At 43.9% G+C, this 19,766-nt stretch carries 17 protein-coding genes; 9 read left to right on the plus strand and 8 right to left on the minus strand.

Features of this window, described 5'->3' with window-relative positions:
- Nucleotides 1-61: 61 nt before the first annotated feature.
- Complete coding sequence (locus tag ACXAGK_RS03865) at nucleotides 62-1,984, minus strand: PrkA family serine protein kinase (RefSeq protein WP_474854223.1); 1,923 nt, start codon at nucleotides 1,982-1,984, stop codon at nucleotides 62-64.
- A gap of 240 nt (nucleotides 1,985-2,224) precedes the next feature.
- On the minus strand, nucleotides 2,225-2,806 hold the full coding sequence (gene sodB / locus ACXAGK_RS03870; protein WP_025254504.1) for a superoxide dismutase [Fe]: 582 nt from the start codon (nucleotides 2,804-2,806) through the stop codon (nucleotides 2,225-2,227).
- A gap of 349 nt (nucleotides 2,807-3,155) precedes the next feature.
- Here sodB and ACXAGK_RS03875 point away from each other — a divergent pair, with 349 nt between their 5' ends.
- The 5 genes from ACXAGK_RS03875 to ACXAGK_RS03895 all read left to right on the plus strand — a co-directional run bounded on the left by ACXAGK_RS03875 (nucleotide 3,156) and on the right by ACXAGK_RS03895 (nucleotide 11,351).
- The gene (locus tag ACXAGK_RS03875; RefSeq protein ID WP_136780857.1) at nucleotides 3,156-3,506 is read left to right on the plus strand and encodes a Grx4 family monothiol glutaredoxin; all 351 of its coding nucleotides are present in this window, start codon (nucleotides 3,156-3,158) and stop codon (nucleotides 3,504-3,506) included.
- Between the two features lie 334 nt (nucleotides 3,507-3,840).
- Complete coding sequence (locus ACXAGK_RS03880; protein WP_474854225.1) at nucleotides 3,841-6,396, plus strand: TonB-dependent receptor plug domain-containing protein; 2,556 nt, start codon at nucleotides 3,841-3,843, stop codon at nucleotides 6,394-6,396.
- Nucleotides 6,397-6,561: 165 nt separating this feature from the next.
- Entirely contained in the window at nucleotides 6,562-7,122 is a 561-nt protein-coding gene (locus ACXAGK_RS03885; protein ID WP_474831674.1) for an RNA polymerase sigma factor, read from the plus strand.
- Nucleotide 7,123: 1 nt separating this feature from the next.
- Nucleotides 7,124-8,179 (plus strand): FecR family protein, encoded by a 1,056-nt coding sequence (locus ACXAGK_RS03890; RefSeq protein WP_474808010.1) that lies wholly within the window; start codon nucleotides 7,124-7,126, stop codon nucleotides 8,177-8,179.
- A 100-nt stretch (nucleotides 8,180-8,279) separates the two neighbouring features.
- A complete protein-coding gene (locus tag ACXAGK_RS03895; RefSeq protein ID WP_474854227.1) occupies nucleotides 8,280-11,351 on the plus strand; it encodes a TonB-dependent receptor domain-containing protein in 3,072 nt (1,023 codons plus the stop codon).
- Nucleotides 11,352-11,501: 150 nt separating this feature from the next.
- Here the strand turns inward: ACXAGK_RS03895 and ACXAGK_RS03900 are convergent, their stop codons facing one another.
- Nucleotides 11,502-11,696 (minus strand): bacterioferritin-associated ferredoxin, encoded by a 195-nt coding sequence (locus ACXAGK_RS03900; protein WP_179982758.1) that lies wholly within the window; start codon nucleotides 11,694-11,696, stop codon nucleotides 11,502-11,504.
- 297 nt (nucleotides 11,697-11,993) lie between these two features.
- Between ACXAGK_RS03900 and ACXAGK_RS03905 the strand changes: the two genes are divergently transcribed.
- Nucleotides 11,994-12,599 carry a peroxiredoxin C gene (locus ACXAGK_RS03905; RefSeq protein WP_474854229.1) on the plus strand — a complete coding sequence of 202 codons (606 nt, stop codon included), beginning with the start codon at nucleotides 11,994-11,996 and terminating at the stop codon, nucleotides 12,597-12,599.
- A gap of 71 nt (nucleotides 12,600-12,670) precedes the next feature.
- On the opposite strand, the gene rnt is transcribed toward ACXAGK_RS03905, so the two are convergent.
- Entirely contained in the window at nucleotides 12,671-13,306 is a 636-nt protein-coding gene (gene rnt / locus ACXAGK_RS03910; RefSeq protein WP_474854231.1) for a ribonuclease T, read from the minus strand.
- Nucleotides 13,307-13,645: 339 nt separating this feature from the next.
- Between rnt and ACXAGK_RS03915 the strand changes: the two genes are divergently transcribed.
- A complete protein-coding gene (locus tag ACXAGK_RS03915; protein WP_474808003.1) occupies nucleotides 13,646-14,518 on the plus strand; it encodes a flagellar protein MotY in 873 nt (290 codons plus the stop codon).
- 37 nt (nucleotides 14,519-14,555) lie between these two features.
- Here the strand turns inward: ACXAGK_RS03915 and glpQ are convergent, their stop codons facing one another.
- The 3 genes from glpQ to ACXAGK_RS03930 all read right to left on the minus strand — a co-directional run bounded on the left by glpQ (nucleotide 14,556) and on the right by ACXAGK_RS03930 (nucleotide 17,164).
- Complete coding sequence (gene glpQ, locus ACXAGK_RS03920) at nucleotides 14,556-15,752, minus strand: glycerophosphodiester phosphodiesterase (protein WP_474854233.1); 1,197 nt, start codon at nucleotides 15,750-15,752, stop codon at nucleotides 14,556-14,558.
- A 105-nt stretch (nucleotides 15,753-15,857) separates the two neighbouring features.
- On the minus strand, nucleotides 15,858-16,253 hold the full coding sequence (gene gloA, locus ACXAGK_RS03925; RefSeq protein WP_179982761.1) for a lactoylglutathione lyase: 396 nt from the start codon (nucleotides 16,251-16,253) through the stop codon (nucleotides 15,858-15,860).
- A 200-nt stretch (nucleotides 16,254-16,453) separates the two neighbouring features.
- Nucleotides 16,454-17,164 (minus strand): SDR family oxidoreductase, encoded by a 711-nt coding sequence (locus tag ACXAGK_RS03930; protein WP_474854235.1) that lies wholly within the window; start codon nucleotides 17,162-17,164, stop codon nucleotides 16,454-16,456.
- Nucleotides 17,165-17,491: 327 nt separating this feature from the next.
- Between ACXAGK_RS03930 and cspE the strand changes: the two genes are divergently transcribed.
- Nucleotides 17,492-17,704: a transcription antiterminator/RNA stability regulator CspE gene (gene cspE / locus ACXAGK_RS03935; RefSeq protein WP_025254517.1), complete on the plus strand. Its 213-nt coding sequence runs from the start codon at nucleotides 17,492-17,494 to the stop codon at nucleotides 17,702-17,704.
- Nucleotides 17,705-17,868: 164 nt separating this feature from the next.
- On the plus strand, nucleotides 17,869-18,048 hold the full coding sequence (locus ACXAGK_RS03940) for a hypothetical protein (protein WP_334057716.1): 180 nt from the start codon (nucleotides 17,869-17,871) through the stop codon (nucleotides 18,046-18,048).
- 236 nt (nucleotides 18,049-18,284) lie between these two features.
- On the opposite strand, the gene ACXAGK_RS03945 is transcribed toward ACXAGK_RS03940, so the two are convergent.
- Nucleotides 18,285-19,703 (minus strand): M20/M25/M40 family metallo-hydrolase, encoded by a 1,419-nt coding sequence (locus ACXAGK_RS03945; RefSeq protein WP_474854237.1) that lies wholly within the window; start codon nucleotides 19,701-19,703, stop codon nucleotides 18,285-18,287.
- Nucleotides 19,704-19,766: the final 63 nt, after the last annotated feature.

Genomic DNA, 19,766 nt, shown 5'->3' on the forward strand with positions numbered 1-19,766 from the left:
TAAAGCGCGCTTAGCGCACGCTTTAGTACCAATTACGTTCTAGAAGCTTCCAGCCTTTAGGCTATGACGCTTTTCGTACGCGTAGGTACCATTCACAAAGCAAGCGAACTTGTTTTTGCGTATAGCCTTTTTCGGTCATACGATTTACAAAGTCGTCGTGCTTTTTCTGCTCTTCTGCTGAGCCTTTGGTGTTAAAAGAAATAACGGGCAGTAAATCTTCCGTATTAGAGAACATCTTTTTCTCAATGACGGTGCGAAGCTTCTCATAACTTGTCCACGCGGGGTTTTTGCCGCCGTTATTTGCACGTGCTCTCAAAACAAAGTTAACGATTTCGTTACGGAAGTCTTTCGGGTTGCTAATCCCAGCGGGCTTCTCTGTTTTTTCTAACTCAGCATTAAGCGATGCTCTGTCAAACAGCTGCCCAGTTTCTGGGTCGCGATACTCCTGGTCTTGGATCCAGAAATCAGCATAAGTCACATAGCGGTCAAATAGGTTTTGCCCGTATTCAGAGTATGACTCTAAATAAGCGGTTTGGATTTCTTTGCCAATAAACTCCACATAGCGGGGGATCAGGTAACCTTTTAAAAACTCCAAATACCTATCAGCGGTTTCTTGGGGGAACTGTTCCCGCTCAATCTGACGTTCCAATACGTAGAATAAATGAACTGGATTCGCTGCCACTTCTTGATGATCGAAGTTAAACACGCGAGAGAGGATCTTAAATGCAAAGCGGGTGGATAACCCCTCCATGCCCTCGTCGACACCTGCGTAGTCTCTGTACTCCTGATAAGACTTTGCTTTCGGGTCGGTGTCTTTTAAGCTTTCTCCGTCATAGACCCGCATCTTTGAAAACATGCTGGAGTTTTCAGGCTCTTTTAAACGGGATAGCACGGTAAACTGTGCTAAGCATTCCAAAGTGTCTGGTGCACAGGGAGCGCCACTAAGTTCACTACTATCGAGTAACTTTTTATAAATGCGAATTTCTTCGCTTACTCTTAAGCAGTAAGGGACTTTAACAATATAAACACGGTCTAAAAACGCTTCGTTGTTTTTATTGTTTCTAAACGATTGCCACTCAGATTCGTTTGAGTGTGCCAGTATTAATCCATCGAAGGGAAGGGCAGAGAAGCCCTCTGTCGGGTTGTAGTTACCTTCTTGTGTAGCAGTTAATAGGGGATGCAGCACCTTAATCGGTGCTTTGAACATCTCTACAAATTCCATTAAGCCTTGGTTGGCTTTACACAGCGACCCTGAATAACTGTAAGCGTCTGGGTCATTCTGTGCATATTGTTCTAGGCGGCGAATATCAACCTTACCCACAAGAGCTGAAATATCCTGGTTATTCTCATCTCCCGGTTCGGTTTTAGCTATGCCCACCTGGTCAAGCACCGATGGATAAACCCGAACCACTTTGAACTGGGTAATATCGCCGTTGAACTCATGAAGGCGTTTGCGAGCCCACGGTGACATAATAGTTTTTAGATAGCGCTTAGGAATGCCATACTCTTTTTCTAATATGTCGCCATCTTCTTTGACATCGAATAGACAGAAAGGATGATCATTCACTGGTGAGCCTTTAAGCATGTAAATAGGCACGTGCTGCATTAGCTCTTTAAGTCTTTCAGCCAGTGACGATTTACCGCCGCCAACTGGGCCGAGTAAATAAAGTATTTGTTTCTTCTCTTCAAGACCTTGTGCGGCATGCTTGAGGTAAGAGACGATTTGTTCAATGGCTTCTTCCATGCCATAGAATTCTGAAAAAGCTGGATAACGAGAAATGACGCGGTTGGAGAAAATGCGGCTTAGCGCCGGGTCGTTGGCAGTGTCGATTAGTTCTGGCTCACCGATGGCTTGTAACAAACGTTCTGCAGCGTTTGCGTAAGCACTTTGATCTTCCTTACAAATTTCAAGGAACTCCCCAATGGTGAACTCTTCCTGTTTTCGCTCTTCATAGCGACTTTGATAGTGTTCAAAAATACCCATGAATACCCCTTAAATACGGAACCCCGTAATTTCAGCTTAGTAGGTATTTGAGAAAAGGATAGTAATTATTGTGTATAGTTTTTAATCTTTTCGTCTAATAAAAAATGCAACTTTAATAAGAATTTAGTGTCTCTTAATGAAGCTTTTACATAAACAAAAGCCCCGCTAAATAGCGGGGCTTTTCATTTGTTTTTTCAACACCGTGTAGCACACAGTGTGAACTACAAAACGGCGTCTGGCTTATGCAAAGTTTTTGCTTGCGAATTCCCAGTTAACCAGTGCCCAGAAATTTTCTAGGTACTTAGGACGCGCGTTGCGGTAGTCGATGTAGTAAGCGTGTTCCCAAAGGTCGACAGTAAGTACTGGTGTTAGGTCATCGCCAGAAATAGGTGTTTCAGCGTTGCTAGTGTTAACGATATCTAGGCTACCGTCTGCAGTTTTAACTAGCCAAGTCCAGCTAGAGCCGAAGTTGTTAACTGCTTTGTCGTTAAACGCTGCTTGGAAGTCTGCAAATGAACCCCATTTGGCGTTAATCGCGTCAGCTAGTGCGCCAGTAGGCTCGCCGCCGCCATTCGGGCTAAGGCAGTGCCAGTAGAACGTGTGGTTCCAAACTTGCGCTGCGTTATTGAAAACACCGCCTTCAGAAGATTTAATGATTTCTTCTAGGCTTTTGTTTTCCATGTCAGTACCTTCAACTAGGCCGTTAAGCTTAGTTACATAAGTAGCGTGGTGCTTGCCATAGTGGTACTCAAGCGTTTCAGCAGAAATATGCGGTTCTAGTGCATTTTGTTCATATGGTAATGCTGGTAGTTCAAAAGCCATGACGGTCTCCATGTTGGTTTAGTATTGTAGTCTAAAGCACACTTATCTTCGCCTGTTCAATAAGTGCCAGTCAACGCTTAGCTGACTATATCACTTTAGACGCTAAAGCATATCCCAAATGTGGGGATAAAGTCTTATAACTCAATGACAAAATTGTGAATTTTTTTTCAAAATCTATTTTGTGGAAATCTAGCGTTGGTAGATATACAGGTAGATAGGGATAGAGCGTACTAAAAGATCAATTCAGTAATGGGTAATTAAAAGGGATTTTATGATACCCTTCGCCTTGATAAATCATACATGCATTCCCATCTAAGAGGGAATACACTTTTGTGCTCAGAGGAATCAAATGGATAATACTGAAAATCAATCAACGCTAGATAGAATCAAGCAGCAAATCGAAGAAAACCCAATTTTGTTGTATATGAAAGGTTCTCCTAAACTACCTAGCTGTGGCTTTTCTTCACAAGCATCACAAGCGTTGATGTCATGTGGCGAACCATTTGCTTATGTAGATATTCTACAAAACCCTGATATTCGTGCTGAACTACCTAAATACGCGAACTGGCCTACATTCCCACAGCTATGGGTAGAAGGTGAGCTTGTTGGTGGTTGCGATATTATTATCGAAATGTTCCAACAAAACGAACTTCAGCCGCTTATCAAAGAGACAGCTGAAAAATACAAAGAAGAAGAGTAAATCTGTCGATTTGTAGCAGATTTCTGATATTTTAAATATCGATTAAAAAGCTGGCTTTATGCCAGCTTTTTTCATTAAAAACCGCCAAAAACTTCTCACTTTCATTCCCGTAAAAACTATATAGACAGGTCAGAAATAGAGATCCTCTATGGTTTGAAAAAATATTTTTATTTTGTCGAAAAAGGTTTGTTTTTTAATATCTTGCGTTCTATAAAATCAAGCATCTGGCCACAAATGAGTCAGTGTTGAAGGTATAAAATAACAACCTCTCGAAATACTTTTTTATTGTGTGAATAACGCTGAAAGTGTTTTAGAGAAAATCCGGGAAACCACCATGAATACATCCTTGTCTTTATTGACTAAAAACGTGCGCGGCGTATTAGCTGCATCTGCGGCGTTTTCAGTAATGGCTACAGCACCTGTTTATGCGCAAGAAATAGAAGAGAGTGCTAAAGCTGAAGATTATGAACAAATCGCCGTCGTTGGTTCACGCGCAGCGCCTCGCTCTGTAGCAGACTCAGCGGTTCCAATTGACATTATTTCTGACGAAGAGTTCAAGCAACAGGGTGCCACAGATATGGTATCTATGATGCAAACTGTCGTTCCGTCTTTTAACGTTAACGACCAGCCAATCAACGATGCATCGACGTTAGTTCGCCCTGCAAACCTTCGCGGCATGGCATCGGACCATACGCTAGTGCTTGTAAATGGTAAACGTCGTCACCGCTCTGCGGTTATCACTTTCCTAGGTGGCGGTTTATCAGACGGTGCACAAGGCCCTGATATTTCAGTAATTCCAGCAGCGGCACTAAAGCAGGTGGAGGTACTACGTGACGGTGCAGCAGCACAATACGGTTCAGATGCTATTGCAGGTGTAATTAACTTCGTACTGAATGACGCGTCGGAAGGCGGTACATTTGAAGCTCGCTATGGCTCTTACTACGAAGGCGATGGCGACATGATTCAGCTGTCAGGTAACGTGGGTTTACCATTATCTGACAAGGGCTTTCTAAACCTTTCAGCCGAATACCGTACTGCTGACGATACGTCTCGCAGCATACAGCGTGACGATGCCGCAGACCTTATCGCTGCGGGCAACACTTTTGTAGCAGACCCTGCGCAAATTTGGGGTTCGCCTGAAATTAAGCATGACATCAAGCTTTTCGCTAACGCGGGACTAGAGCTTTCTGCAACGTCAGAAGCTTATATATTTGGTAACTTTGCCGAGCGTGAAGTTGAAGGTGGCTTTTATTTCCGAAACCCACATACTCGTAGTCAAGTATACGCTGATCCAGATGGCAACCTATTAGTGGCAGACCTAACGGACGATATGTCAGGTAATTGCCCTAATGATATTGCTCCTGGTGCAAATGTACTTACGAATCAACGCTACATCGACGAAGTAGCGAACAACCCAGATTGTTTCGCGTTTAACGAAATGCTTCCAGGTGGTTTCACTCCTCGCTTTGGCGGGACGGTAACAGATATGTCGCTTGTCTTTGGTACCAAGGGCGAATTAGACAACGATATCACCTATGACGTAAGTTTGAACCTAGGTCAAAACGAAGTTGATTTTGCTATTAGTAACACTATCAACCCGTCGCTTGGTCCAGACACGCCAACGTCGTTCAGCCCAGGTCGTTACACGCAGTCTGAGCAAACGCTTGATATTGATTTTACAAAACCTTTCGATGTTGGTTTGTATGAGCCGCTATTCGTAGCGACTGGTTTCCAATACCGCAACGAAAGTTATGAGAGCGTTGCAGGTGATACTGCCTCTTATGAAATAGGTTCGCTGGCGACACAAGGCTTTGGCATTGGCTCAAATGGTTTCCCTGGCTTGGCGGCCAATAGCCAAGGTCGTGTGTCCCGCAACAATATCGCGCTTTACATTGATGCAGAAGCCTATATCACTGAAAACTTCATGCTAGCCGGTGCGCTGCGTTACGAAGATTTCTCTGATTTTGGCGATACTACGAAAGGTAAAATTGCGTTCCGCTGGCAAGCGCTAGAGAACATCGCGTTCCGTGGTGCATTCTCAACAGGCTTCAAAGCACCTACGCTTGGTCAAAGTAACGTTCGTAACGTAACCACAGCGTTCGGTACAGGTGGTGAGCTTATTGACCGTGCAACGTTACCGCCAACGGATCCGGTATCTCAGCTTAAAGGCGGTGAGCAGTTAACGCCTGAAGAGTCAGAAAGCATTACATTTGGTGTGGTAGCAGACTTTGAAAATGGTTTATTCATTACTGCTGACTACTACAACATCGAGCTGACTGACCGCATTAGCACGGCATCTGGTATTGCCTTGACTGAAGACGATATTGCAGCACTTCTAGCGCAAGGCATTAATGATGCGTCTAGTTTCCAAGAGATCAGTTTCTTTACGAATGACTTCGATACAACCACTGAAGGTCTTGACGTAGTAGCCAACTACGCAATGGAAATGATGGGCGGTGAAACTAAGTTCTCGCTTGCTTATAACTGGACATCGACAGAAGTAGACCGCGCGTCAGAGAATATTTCACCTGAGCGTATTCGCATGCTAGAAGACAACCTTCCAGCAGTGCGCTACAGTGCAACAGCGAATCACACCAACGGTGACTGGCGCTTCCTTGCACGCTTGAACTATTACGGTAGCATCTTTGAAGATCACTTAGATTCTGCATTGCCTATTGATAAAGTAGGTTCAGAGTTTACTGTGGACTTAGAAGTGGCTTATAACTTCACTGAAGAGTTTACTGTAACAGTAGGCGCGAAAAACGCCTTTGATGAATACCCAGATGAGAATACACAGTATGCCGGTATCGCAGGTTCGTTGTATCCAACTACCTCACCAATCGGTATTAACGGTGGCTTCTATTATCTAAGAGGTGTTTACACGTTCTAATCGCTAATACTAGCGAAAACAACTTTCACAATTGTTTCGACGTGAAGGGGAGCGTTAGCTCCCCTTTTATTTTCAATATCGAACATCATTTGCGTGAAAAGTTATGAAGAAACAGGCATTATTGATGCCATTGTAAGCAATTCGAAACACACAACTTTTATTATTATGACAAGAAAGTCGACAGTAGCTGAAACCTTTTTAAAATACCGCTCGAAGTTAATGCGCGCGGTAGGTTCTATTGTTGGCGCTGACGACATTGAAGATATCGTGCAAGAAGCTTTTATAAAAAGCTACGAAGCAGAATTAAAACAAGAAATACAATATGAGCGGACATACATGCTCAAAACAGCGCGTAACTTAGCGTTGAACCATGTTGCAAAAGCAGAAAATAAAAACAAGCAGCAGCTAGATGACATGGATATTTTGCCTTACGAACTAGTGGGGCACAGTTTAGAAAAAAATGTAGAGAGTAAAGAGCGCTTTATTCATTTTTGCCGAGCGACAGACACGCTGTCTGCTGATGTAAAACGCGTATTTTTACTTAAAAAAGTATATGGCATGCGACAAAAAGAGATTGCAGAGCTTGTGGGGCTAAGCGAAAGCACCGTAGAAAAGCATGTCGCCAAAGGTTTAATGATGTGCTCTAGGTATTTAGCCGAGCTTTCAAATGACAGTGCATCTCCCCGTGCCACTGCTACCGCGACTCAGGACATAAGCAGTAGTTAACATGAATAATATTCGCCAGTTTTCAAGCAAAGAAGATATCCAAGAGCAAGCGTGCCTCTGGGTGAGCCGTCTCGATCGCGGTTTAAAAAGTGACGAAAAGGTAGAGTTAGACACCTGGTTGGCAGAGAGTAATGCCCATCGCCAAGCTCTATTAGATGCCGCAAGCTTGTGGGATGATATGTCTGTGCTTAATGAATTAAGTGGGTTATTCCCACAACCAACAGCAAGGCACACTGCCAAAAAGCGCGCCCTACCGAAAAACGCTGTATGGGGGATTGCTGCCACTTTCTTAGTCATGGCAATCGCGATTGGCGTCATTGTTCAGCGCACATGGTTAAATAGCACGCCTGAATTTGCTGCTGTTAGCCAAAAAGTTCAGACGGGTGTCGGCGAACAGAAAAATGTAACCTTATCCGATGGTTCGCAGCTTCATCTAAACACCAACTCTTTAGTAACGGTAGATTTCACATCAAGTGCACGTAATATTGTACTTTTGAAAGGCGAAGCCCATTTTGAAGTGGCTCACGATAAAACCCGTCCATTTTCAGTTACCGCTGGAAACAATACTGTAACGGCAGTAGGTACCGCGTTTAATATGCAGTATGTTGACGACAACGCATTTGAACTTGTTGTTACCGATGGCAAAGTATTAGTTAAAGACCGCTTTAAAGCATCATCTTCAAATGAATCACTGTTTGGTAAGCGCCCTGTTACAGAGGAAGGTCTGCTAATGTTTGCAGGGGAGAAAGCGACTGTTTTGGGCAAAGTAGAAACCCGTGAAAGTATGTCGCAAGATGAGATTGACGATGATTTAGCATGGCAGCAGGGCATGATAGTTTTTAAAGGCGAGCCCCTTGAATCTGTGCTGCTAGAAATTGGGCGTTATACGCCAGTTCGTTTTCATATTTCTGACAATAGTTTGCGTAAGCGCAGAGTAGCGGGCTATTTCAAAGTGGGCGACATAGACGGCTTGTTGTCTGCACTAGAAAGCAGCTTTAATATTACCTATGAGAAAGTTACAGAAACCAGTATTGAGCTTAAGCTAGCGAAAGGTTAATCAATGTTTGATAGATAGGTGCTATTGGCTATTCCCCATTGGCATCAATTTATTTAATGTGACAATATAATTAAAATAATAAGTACATCGATCATATATCTTGCATTACGGCAATTTAGCGATAAGCAGGCAAACGAAAAAGGCAATCGAGAAGCTGCATGCCCTTGCGTGTTCGGCTGGTTGCGTTTCGCACAAAACAACGGCGTGGTTTTTTCACGTTGCTCTTGCAGCGCCCTTACATATTGCCTCGAGTGTATGTTTATTTTTATTCGTAACACCGTCACTTTACGCGCAAGACCAAAGCGGTTCGACGCTAATAAATTCTCAACCTTCTAAAACTCTTCCGGCATCAGCGCCCGATGCTTTTAGTTTCTCTATTCCAGCACAGAACGCTAACGAAGCCTTAACTGAATTAGCTAAACAAGCCAACACTACCCTTTTGTTTCCTTTTGATTTGGCGAAGAAAGTAACGACCAATGCGCTTAAAGGAACCTTTACTTTAAGTGAAGCATTGGCTCAATTACTTGAGGGAACGGAATTAGCGGTGGTTGCTGATGAGAATGGGGCGTTGAGTATTCGTTCTCGTGCATCGCTAACAGCACAAAATAAACAGCCTGATGATAATGAACAGTCAGATGACGAGGGGGCAAACGGGCTTGAAAAAATTGCTATCGTTGGCTCTCGTAACGCGCCTCGAAGCGCTGTCGACTCGGCAGTGCCTCTTGATGTTATTGGAGCAGATAAACTAAGTTCACAGGGCAATAGCGACGTCCTTTCCATGCTAAGCGTTATGGTGCCTTCACTAAACGTGAACGACCAGCCTATCAATGATGCAAGTAGCTTGGTGAGACCCGCTAACCTAAGAGGTATGTCGTCAGATCACACTCTGTTGTTGTTAAATGGCAAGCGGAGACATCGCTCTGCGGTTATTACGTTTTTAGGTGGAGGTTTATCAGATGGTGCTCAAGGTCCCGATATATCCGTTATACCTGCTTATGCGTTAAAACAAGTGGAAGTACTGCGAGACGGGGCCTCTGCCCAGTATGGCTCAGATGCTATCGCTGGCGTGATCAATTTTGTGCTAAAAGATGACCGTGAGGGTGGGAGCGTTGCGCTTAAAGTCGGAGGATACAGTGAGGGTGATGGCGAACTGTTTCAAATACAGCTTAATAAAGGCTTTGCGTTAGGAGACTCGGGATTTTTTAACGCCACTGCGGAATACCGACAGCAAAACGGCACATCGCGCTCGGTGCAGCGAGATGATGCCCAAGGGCTATTAGAACAGGGGAATAGCTTTATTGCCTCGCCATCTCAAATTTGGGGCGCTCTTGATGTTAATGAGGATATTAAGCTCGCGCTCAATGCAGGTGCTGATATTTCGGCAACCTCCCACTTTTATAGCTTTGCAACTGCTGCGAGAAGAGAAATAAACGGCGGTTTTTATTTTCGAAACCCGCAAACTCGTGAAGGTGTTTTTAGCCGAACCGATCCAAGTACCGGCGAAAGCCGTCTTATTGTTGCTGATTTAGATGGGCTAAACAGCGGCATAGCGTGCCCTTCCATTTCCTTATCAAATGATAACGTACTAGAAGACCTCGACTACCAACTTATCGCAGATAACACGACAGCACTTGGAGCAAACTGCTTTGCCTTCAATGAATGGTTCCCTGGTGGTTTTGCTCCTCAGTTCGGTGGAACGATTACCGATGCATCTATTGCAATGGGTATAAAGCATGAATTGCCTCACGGTTGGGCGATGGATATTAGTGGCACGTTGGGCTATAGCGATATTGAGTACACTATATCGAATACAGTCAACCCTTCGCTAGGGCCGCAAAGTCCAACGGCCTTTTCGCCGGGCGGGGTATCGCAAGTAGAACGCACACTCAATCTGGATTTTACGAAACTGATCCAAACCATTTTTGACGACCCGGTAAGCATTGCTGCCGGTTTTGAATGGCGAAAAGAGACGTATTTCCAAAAAGCAGGAGACGAAGCCTCTTATATCGCTGGCCCTTTCGCTTTAGAGCCGCCGATAGGCTTAAGTGAAGGCTTCTCAATAGGCTCTAACGGTTTTCCAGGTTATCAACCTCAATCTGCAGGTCACTGGAGTCGCAGCAACTGGGCAGTGTATGCCGACTTGGAATTATACGCGACTGAAGACTGGCAGTTTGGTTTAGCAACGCGAGTAGAGCATTTCAGTGATTTCGGGTCAACATTTGATGGAAAGCTAAGTACGCGCTACACACTTAACGAGATGTTTGCACTGCGAGGTTCTGTCAATACTGGCTTTAAAGCTCCGACTGTGGGGCAAAGCAATGTCATAAACGTTACCACTGCCTATGGTGTTAATGGTTTGGAAGACCAAGCAACATTACCGCCAACCGACCTTATCTCGCAGCAGCTTGGCGCCACGCCGCTGACGCCTGAAGAATCAGTAAACTTTAGCTTGGGCTTGGTTATGCAAGCAAGTGACAGCTTCTTTGCTACCCTTGACTATTTTAATATTCGCCTTACCGATCGTATCAGTACCACATCGGCCATTCCTTTAACCGAGGATGACGTTAATACGCTTGTTGCTCAAGGGCGTTTTGATGCGGCCCGATATAACTCCGCTAAGTATTTTACCAATGATTTTGATACTAAAACCCAGGGTATCGATTTAGTTGTAAACTACAATTTTGCGTTAAGTGACTGGTCAAACTCTGTGTTGGTTGCCTACAACTGGACAGACACGCAAGTGGAGCGTGTATCTCTGTACCCGGTGTTAAGCGATGGGAAAACAACGCTTCTGCCCAACTTAACCGAGGCTCGAATACGTATGTTAGAAGACAATCTCCCTGCTCATCGAGGGAGCATTACCTTAGAACAGTCAAAAGATGAATGGGCCTTCACTTGGCGTTTAAACTACTACGGTAAATTTTATGAAGATCATCTAGATGCTTCGGCAGGCTTGGATATTTACGGCAGTGCGCTAACCACTTTCGATGCTCAACTCGCTTGGAAGGTTTTGCCTGATACTCAACTTACTTTTGGAGCGCAGAACTTGTTTGATGCGTTGCCAGATGAAAACCCCTTTAAAGGGGAAGTGGGGGCCCTTTATCCACCAACATCTCCGGGCGGTATTAACGGCGCGTTTTACTATGCAGGTGTCGAGTATCGCTTTAATTAGCTGAAAGTACTGACGAAGCTCAATTAAGAAAAGGTGAGGGAGCTAAACTGAGCGTTTTAAGATGAATAAAGCGTTAACATCAATAGATAGGGTAAGCGTGTTCGGAAATAAGACTGCGATATTTAGCCTTGATAGCCTTGGACTTTAATATTAGCCAACGTCTTTGAAAAGCGACTCATCAATGATAGTTTGATCGATAATTTGTTGCGCCATATTGATGCACTTACCGCACTGTGAGCCTAGCTCTAAATGTTGGCGTAACTCACGTACATTTCCCACGCCGTTTTCTTCAACCGCCGCGCGAATGCTTTTATCTGTTACACCATAGCACATGCAAACAAACATTAAACGTACTCCAAATGAATCTGTAAATGATAATAATTGTTATTCTTTGTTTTGGCAAGCAGATAATGGCAAGTTTAATAAATCACAATTTGGTAATGAGTGGGTAATGACTGGGTAATGTCTAGATAATTATTTATGTGGACGAGCATTATTGGTACGAGCAGTAAAAAAAACTCATTGTTTAACATTGTTATTTCCGTATTCGTACCTATTTTCTGGGAAGGAAATTTTCTATCAAAGTGGTTACGCAATGTAATCACTTCTATTGTTACAATCCAAATATAAATGGAGAGACTCATGAGTGTATTAGTTGGCCGTCCTGCGCCTGATTTTACTGCTGCAGCGGTACTTGGTAGCGGTGAAATCGTAGATTCTTTCACACTAAGTGAAGCAATCAATGGTAAAAAAGCGGTTGTATTCTTCTACCCGCTAGATTTTACTTTTGTATGCCCGTCAGAGCTGATCGCTTTCGACAAGCGTTATGACGAGTTTAAAAAGCGCGGTGTTGAAGTAATTGGTGTTTCAATCGACTCTCAATTTTCACACAATGCGTGGAGAAATACCCCAGTAAATCAAGGTGGTATTGGTCCAGTTAAATACACTCTTGTTGCTGACGTAAAACACGATATCTGCCAAGCATACGATGTTGAGCACCCTGAAGATGGTGTTGCTTTCCGCGGTTCATTCCTAATTGATGCAGAAGGTATGGTACGTCACCAGGTAGTAAACGATCTTCCACTTGGTCGTAATGTTGACGAAATGCTTCGCATGGTTGATGCACTAGCGTTCCACGAAGAGCATGGCGAAGTTTGCCCAGCAGGTTGGACCGAAGGTAAATCAGGTATGGATGCATCACCTGAAGGTGTAGCTAAATACCTATCTGAAGAAGCAGACAAACTATAAGCTAACCTGTTCAAAGATAATAAAACAGCGCCTTTTGGCGCTGTTTTTGTTTATGGCGTTTATCGAAAAAACTATTCTTGATTTTCTACTGGCCAGCCACCTAAGGCCTTATAGCGATTTACCATATAGCAAAATAGCTCGGTGGTTTTCTGTGCATCGTAAAGGGCGCTATGCGCTTCATTTTGGTCAAACGATATCCCAGCCGCCCGGCATGCTTTTACCAGCACAGTTTGACCAAGAGCAAGGCCCGCTAGGCTGGTGGTATCAAAGGAAACAAATGGATGAAAGGGCGTGCGCTTTATATTGCAGCGTTCAATCGCAGCATTAACGAAGCTTTGGTCAAAAGTTGCGTTATGAGCAACGATAACAGAACGCTGACAGTCTGCATTTTTCTGTGCTTTGCGAATGCCTTTACATAAATCCTTCATGGCTTCGCTTTCCTCAATAGCACCTCGTAATGCGCAATTCGGATCAATGCCATTAAATTCTAATGCCGCAGGCTCAAGGTTAGCGCCCTCGAACGGATCTATATGGTAGTGAAAGGTTTGGTCTGGATGCAGTATACCGTCTTCATCCATTTTCACCGTAACCGCTGCTAACTCTAGTAAGGCGTCAGTGCCTGCATTAAATCCGGCCGTTTCAACATCGATGACAACGGGAAAATAACCTCGAAAGCGCTGGGAAAGAAGGGGCGGGTTGGCAGACATAAACACTCTTGTAAGACTAGATTGCAGAAACTGGTTGGCCGCTTTAAATGCGAACCTACCTGCGAAACTTATTAGCAAACAGAATTATCGCAAGGATATCTTCGAGTTGCCAGTTTCAATTTAAAAGTAGCGAAGATGGGACGCGCTAATAGTACGAAACGTTAATGGTATTAAGCGTTAAACTTTTCTACACTTTGGACGATAATCATATTAACCATGAATTTTTAAAACACTCAATTCGCGACTTAAAACGAATGGGTACAATTTATGGCGCTAGAGATTGGTGGGCGTATAAAAGGCCTACATTTATGTTAGTCTGACTTTCGTTATGGTGTCGAAATGGTGTCGAAATTAAAATATATCGCTTTATTGGGGATGGTGGGGTCGCTGTCGTCCCATGCTGCCATGCGGCAATATTCTGCAACCATAGAAAGCTCCAACTGGCGTATTGATTCTGACACGCGCCTGCAGTGTACGCTTAACCACGAACTCCCTGGTTACGGCGAAGCCATGTTCACTAGTTCTGCATCGAAGCAGCTCAACATGGAATTTGAATTAGATATGTACATGCTGCCAAACAAGTTCGATGTGGCTGCGGTCTACTCTGTTCCGCCAAAGTGGATGCCGGGTGTGGCGCCAAAGACCATCGCGGATATGTCGATTCGCAAGCAATATAACGGCGACTTGCCGCAAGATGCTGCATGGACCATGCTATCTGAGTTAGAGAAAGGCTTTTGGCCCACGATTTACTACCAAGACTGGTATAACAAATACGACCAGGTGAGTGTGGCATTAAACGCAAGCAACTTTTCGGGCGTGTATCGCGACTTTGTTAAGTGCGTGTCGAACTTGCTTCCCTTTAGTTTTGATGACATAGCCTACACCGTATTGTCTTATCAGAACAACAGCACAGAACTTACTAAGTATTCGCAAAAGCGTTTAACTATGATTGGCGAATATTTAAAAGAAGACAGCGAATTGGAGCTTGTGCTTCTCGATGGTTATACGGACAGTTACGGTGGACGTTACAACAACGAGCAATTGTCTATTCGAAGGGCCAATGAAGTAAAAAGCTATCTCACTACGCTAGGTGTACCTGAAGATAGGATCCAGCTTACAGGCCATGGTGAAAAACGTCATATCGCGCCAAACGATACGCGGGAAAGCCGTGCGCAAAACAGACGCGTAGTGGTACGACTATCCAAGTCATAGGCGCTTGCTAAAGCGCATTAAACCCGTTTAACTTGCGTTAATGTGTTTTGTCTCGCCAAGTTAATACAGGCACTAAATGGTCGGTAAAAACGCCGTCAGCTCGAATTTCTTTTTGCAATACATCTAAAATGTGTTCTCCAGACATGCCCGCTGGAAGCGCATCCTGACGATAAGTATAGGGGTGAATGGTAAGTTCATTATCGTGAGCGTACTGAACCCAGCTTGCTGCTTCGATTTTCCCTTTAGCCATAGCCTGGGTATCCATTAAATGGCCTAACCAAGGGCCTATGCCGTTTGCATACTTCGCGACTTGTTTCATGCCATCTTGTGTACGCAGCCAATCGTAGTCGGTGTCGCTCTCGCCCCAATCGTTCTCGCCAATCAGCATAACTACTTTGCCCTTATAGCCAAGGGTTTCACGAATGCGTTTGACTTCGTTAAAGTCAAAGCACTGCAGGTAACTATTGCCGTTTTCTCCCGCAAACCCGTAGTTTTTTAATGTGTCGATAACCATCTTACTGGCATCAATACCTTCAGCAATGTGAAAAGCAGGGGACTTTACTTCTGGGTATACGCCTACAGACGTGCCGAATTGGCGATTAAGTTCGCTGATTAGCTCAAAGTGTTCACTTAACGTGGCCACTTTGAAATTAGCCTGGGAGCCGCGGTACCTACTTTTAAAAACTTGTTTGCCATCACTGTTGGCACGCTCATGTACCCGCAATGCTCGAAGCTCTTCGAGGGTAAAATCACGGGCATAATAGCGTCCGTCCTTTCGGTGACGTGCTGGAAAAATATCCTCTACATTAGTGACTGTCTCTAAGTGAATGTCGTGTAGTACCACCGGAATGTCATCTTTGGTTATAACAACATCCTGCTCTATAAAATCAGGACGCAGCGAGAATGCTAGCGTGGCTGCTTCAAGGGTGTGTTCCGGCAAATAGCCAGACGCACCTCGATGGGCGATAACGGTAAAGTGCAGTCTTTCACTAGCGGTATGTTCTGCTTCAGCGTGCGAAGTTTTACCATTCGTAGCATCAGCCGCAAACGTACTCTCAGAGGCAAGAGCACCTGTAAATAGCACCACCAAAGCAGGTAGTAACGATGCCAATCTAGTCGTGTATCTATTGCGCAACCTAGCATTGCCCTTTAATCTCAGCTTGAGCTGGTTCGACGAACCCGCTATACCCTTGCTTACCCGGTTTAAAGAAAATAATAAGCGGTTACCTAGCATGTGACTGCCACTCCATGTGTTTACTTTTATCGCCTTCTTACTTATGCCGTACATTTCACAGAAAGCTTATGTTACAAGCGCTTAAAAGATATTGGCGACGTCGCGCTATAGTGAAATAGACTTATTTTGAATAAGTTCTATGGCATACCCATCTGGATCGCGTACAAAAGCGATGACGGTAGAGCCACCTTTTACGGGGCCGGGTTTACGGTACACCTCAGCGCCATTTGCTTCTAAGTTTTCACAAAACTGATAGATGTCGTCTACTTCAATGGCGATATGGCCGTACGCGTTACCCTTATCGTAGGTGTTGTCACCCCAGTTATAAGTAAGTTCTAACACGGTGCTATCGGTCTCTTCTCCATATCCTACAAAAGCGAGGGTGTACTCATACTCTTTGTTTTCTGATTGTCGAAGAAGGCGCATGCCCATCAATGAGGTGTAAAAGTGAAGTGACGCCTCTAAGTTTTCAACTCGAAGCATGGTGTGAAGCATTCGCATAACTATTTCCTATTTGAACCATCAGAATTACCCAATGGTACACTGCATTGTATGTGCGCGTTTGCAGTTGCCACATGTATCCAGAACTCTAGCTATACAGATCCCCGCATAGTACTTTCGTTGGTCAACGCAAACGACACACCATGATAATGGAAAAATGTTAACGCTTTAAGACAGTTTTACAATTCCACTTAAACGTATTAAAAACCCCACATGCCGATATTATCAATTTTAAGTCTACGTGGTTGGCTTAACAGATAAACCACCATTTTTCCTAAGTCTTCGTTTTGAATCAAACCCTTGTCTACTTTCTCTGATCCTGTTTTTTGTGACTGAATTAGCGCAGGGTTGAGCGAATGTACGTGAATGCCATAAGGTCGCACTTCCTCTTGAAGAGCTTTACCAAATCCCACCAATGCGAATTTCGAAGCGCAATAAACGCCCGCATTGGCATATCCATTTAGTGCCGCCTGAGAGGCAATATTAATAATGTAACCTTCTCGATTTTCAATCATATGGGGCACCACTTGCTTACACATAAGGAAGGAACCTTTTACATTGGTATCCATCACTTCATCCCAATCGTCTTCACTGGTTTCCCAGATGAGCGTTTCTTTACCAAAACCACTGTTATTGATAAGAACGTGAAGTTCGCCAAATGCATTTTTAACTTCTTTTACGAAACTTGCGACTTCATCACTTTTTGATACATCACATTTTGCCCCAATGACTTTACCGGGGAATAGCGCATCTAACTGTTCAACAGTCTCGTTTATCGTTTCTTTGTTGCGTCCACAGATAGCTACTTTCATTCCTGCATCTAATAGAAAGCGGGTAATAGTTTTACCCAGTCCCTTGCCGCCACCTGTCACGATGGCGGTTTTACCCGATAATGAGTACATGTCTGTCATAATTAAAACCTAGCGAAAAAAGAATAAGATTAACTTAGCTGCTATTGGCGTTATACAAACATACGTATTCATTGTGGGAGGCGTAATTAGATCGCATTGCAATGCTTAAAAAATAATCCCGAAATAGTTGGACATCGCGGTCAATAACCTGTATTGTCTCGCTCGCTCTAGATATGTTTTATGCTTTACCTAATACTGCGCTGTACCTTTCTTTATACCTTCAAATTGAAGTGCTAGATAGATATACAACTGCTTTACTAGCTTAGTTATGTCTATTGCTATTCGGTGGCTTCCACCATTACATCAATTTTTTAAAAGGTTATTATTATGTCTAATTCTGTAAACGGTACAGTTAAGTGGTTTAACGAAGAAAAAGGTTTCGGTTTCATTACTCCTGAAGCTGGTGGCAAAGACGTATTCGTACACTTCCGTTCAATCACTTCTGACGGCTTCAAGACTCTTGCTGAAGGTCAAGCGGTTAGCTTTGAAGTTGAACAAGGCCAAAAAGGCCCACAAGCTGCTAACGTAACAGTTCTTTAAGACCTGTAAGCAAGCTTAGGGTTATTTCTCTTATTTGAAGTAACCCGCAAAGATGGGCTCTTTTTCACGTAAAATGTGAAAAGAGCCTAATTTTCGTTTTTAGATTTCTTAACCCAACCTGCGAGGAATTCAAAACAAACAATATCAATAAAGAAGTATTTAATATGCAATTTCAAAACTCTATCTCTACCATTAACAGCCTTATTCCAGGTGCGTTAATTTCAAATATCTCCATAAATAAAACAGCTGTTGCCTTCAAACATGCGAACACCTATCGACATGTTCAATTATCATCGAGACAAGAAGCAAAGCGATTTATTGATCAGCTTATTCAAGAGAGCTAATTAAGTTCTAACTACCCATTCTATGCTTTCGTGCTTAATAACAAGCGCTTAAGAGACTTTATCGCTGTATAGTCAATAATGATGCTAAAAAGCTAAAAGGTTATAGGTCTTGCGTGTTCAGTCGTGCAACTGCGTCGTATGTATTAAGCGCTGTAAATAAAGGTGTGTTGTTACAAGAAAAGCATTGGCTAGTACGGGTGTGTACTAACCAACGTCATTATAGAAATAACCTGTGGTTATTGTTTGGCTTTTAAGTCGACGTCTGAATCTGCTAACAGATATATGCTTGCTGCATAAGCTGCAATGTTTTGCGCCAGTTCATCAGGGTTAATTTTATCCAATGTGTCATCAGGCGTGTGATGAAGATCGAAATAATCTCGTCCGTTTTGGTTCAACCGGATAGTCGGTACGCCTTTCGCTGCTAGCGGTATAATGTCGGGGCCGCCACCAGCAACGTCTGAACCACCGCGAATTATACCTAGCGGGGACAGGATTTTTGCGATTTCATCTACCAGTACTGTTGCTTCAGGGTTCACATTCGACACAAGTTGCCAAATTGTTTGCGCGCCAAAATCAGACTCTGTAGCAAGTACGTGGTTAGCAAGGTTCTTTTCATGCTGTTTTGCATAAGCAAACGCGCCTAACAAGCCTACTTCTTCAGCGCCAAACATAACTACACGAATAGTGCGTTTAGGGCGTTCAGGCAGTGATGCAATTAATGCGGCTGCCGCTGTGGTAATAGCAACGCCCGCACCGTCATCTACAGCGCCAGTGCCGAGGTCCCAGCTATCTAAGTGACCACCAATGAGCACAATCTCTTCAGGCTTTTCACTTCCTACTAAATCTAGTATTACGTTGCCGCTATTTACTTCGCCTTTCCACTTTGACTCAGAATGGAGCGATAACGACAGTGGCTTGCCTAAATTGTGTAGGCGTCGAAGATGATCGGCGTCGGGGTTAGAAATAGCAACTACTGGGATATCGGCCCACTCATCACCGTCTGAGCTCATCATGCCAGAGTGAGGGAAGCGATGAGAGTCTGAGCCTACCGAACGTACAACTAAAGCTTTAGCACCACCGCGTTGTGCATGTTGCCAACCAATACGGCGACGCTGATTCGCTTGACCATAACCTGCACCCGTTTGGCTTTTTACCATGGCGTCGCCATCGACAAACGCAATTTTGCCTTTCAGCGCGCCGTCTTTAACTGCGGTTAGTGCATGAATATCCCTGAAATACACGATGTCAGCGTTGATCTCGCTCTCTGAAGGAGCCGCTCCACCTAACGCGGTACCGTAAAGGGGCTGCATGTATGGCGCGGTCAGTGAAATATGCAGATGGCCTCTATCCCAAAATGGCATAGTGAATTCTTCTATACTCACTTTATCAAAGCCTAGACGCTTTCCTACCTCTACGCCCCAATCTCTTGCTCGCTTTTCTGCTTCTGAACCGCCAAGGCGTGGGCCTATCTCTGTGGTTAGTGATTCGACGATGCTATAGCCTAAGTCACTTTTCAGCGCTTTTTGAATTAGCGTCTCGGCATTTTTCTTTTGCTCGTCAGTAATGGGGGAAGTTTCAGCAAAAACACCGAAACTGCATGCACTTACTAATGCACCAAACGCTAGATTCCTAGCGATATTATTCAATCGGGACATGTGTTCTCCGTGGATTATTTTTATATTTTTGTTTATTTGCGTGAGCAAAAATATGACGTGCTT

This window comes from Alteromonas sp. ABM1_013, from assembly GCF_056160505.1.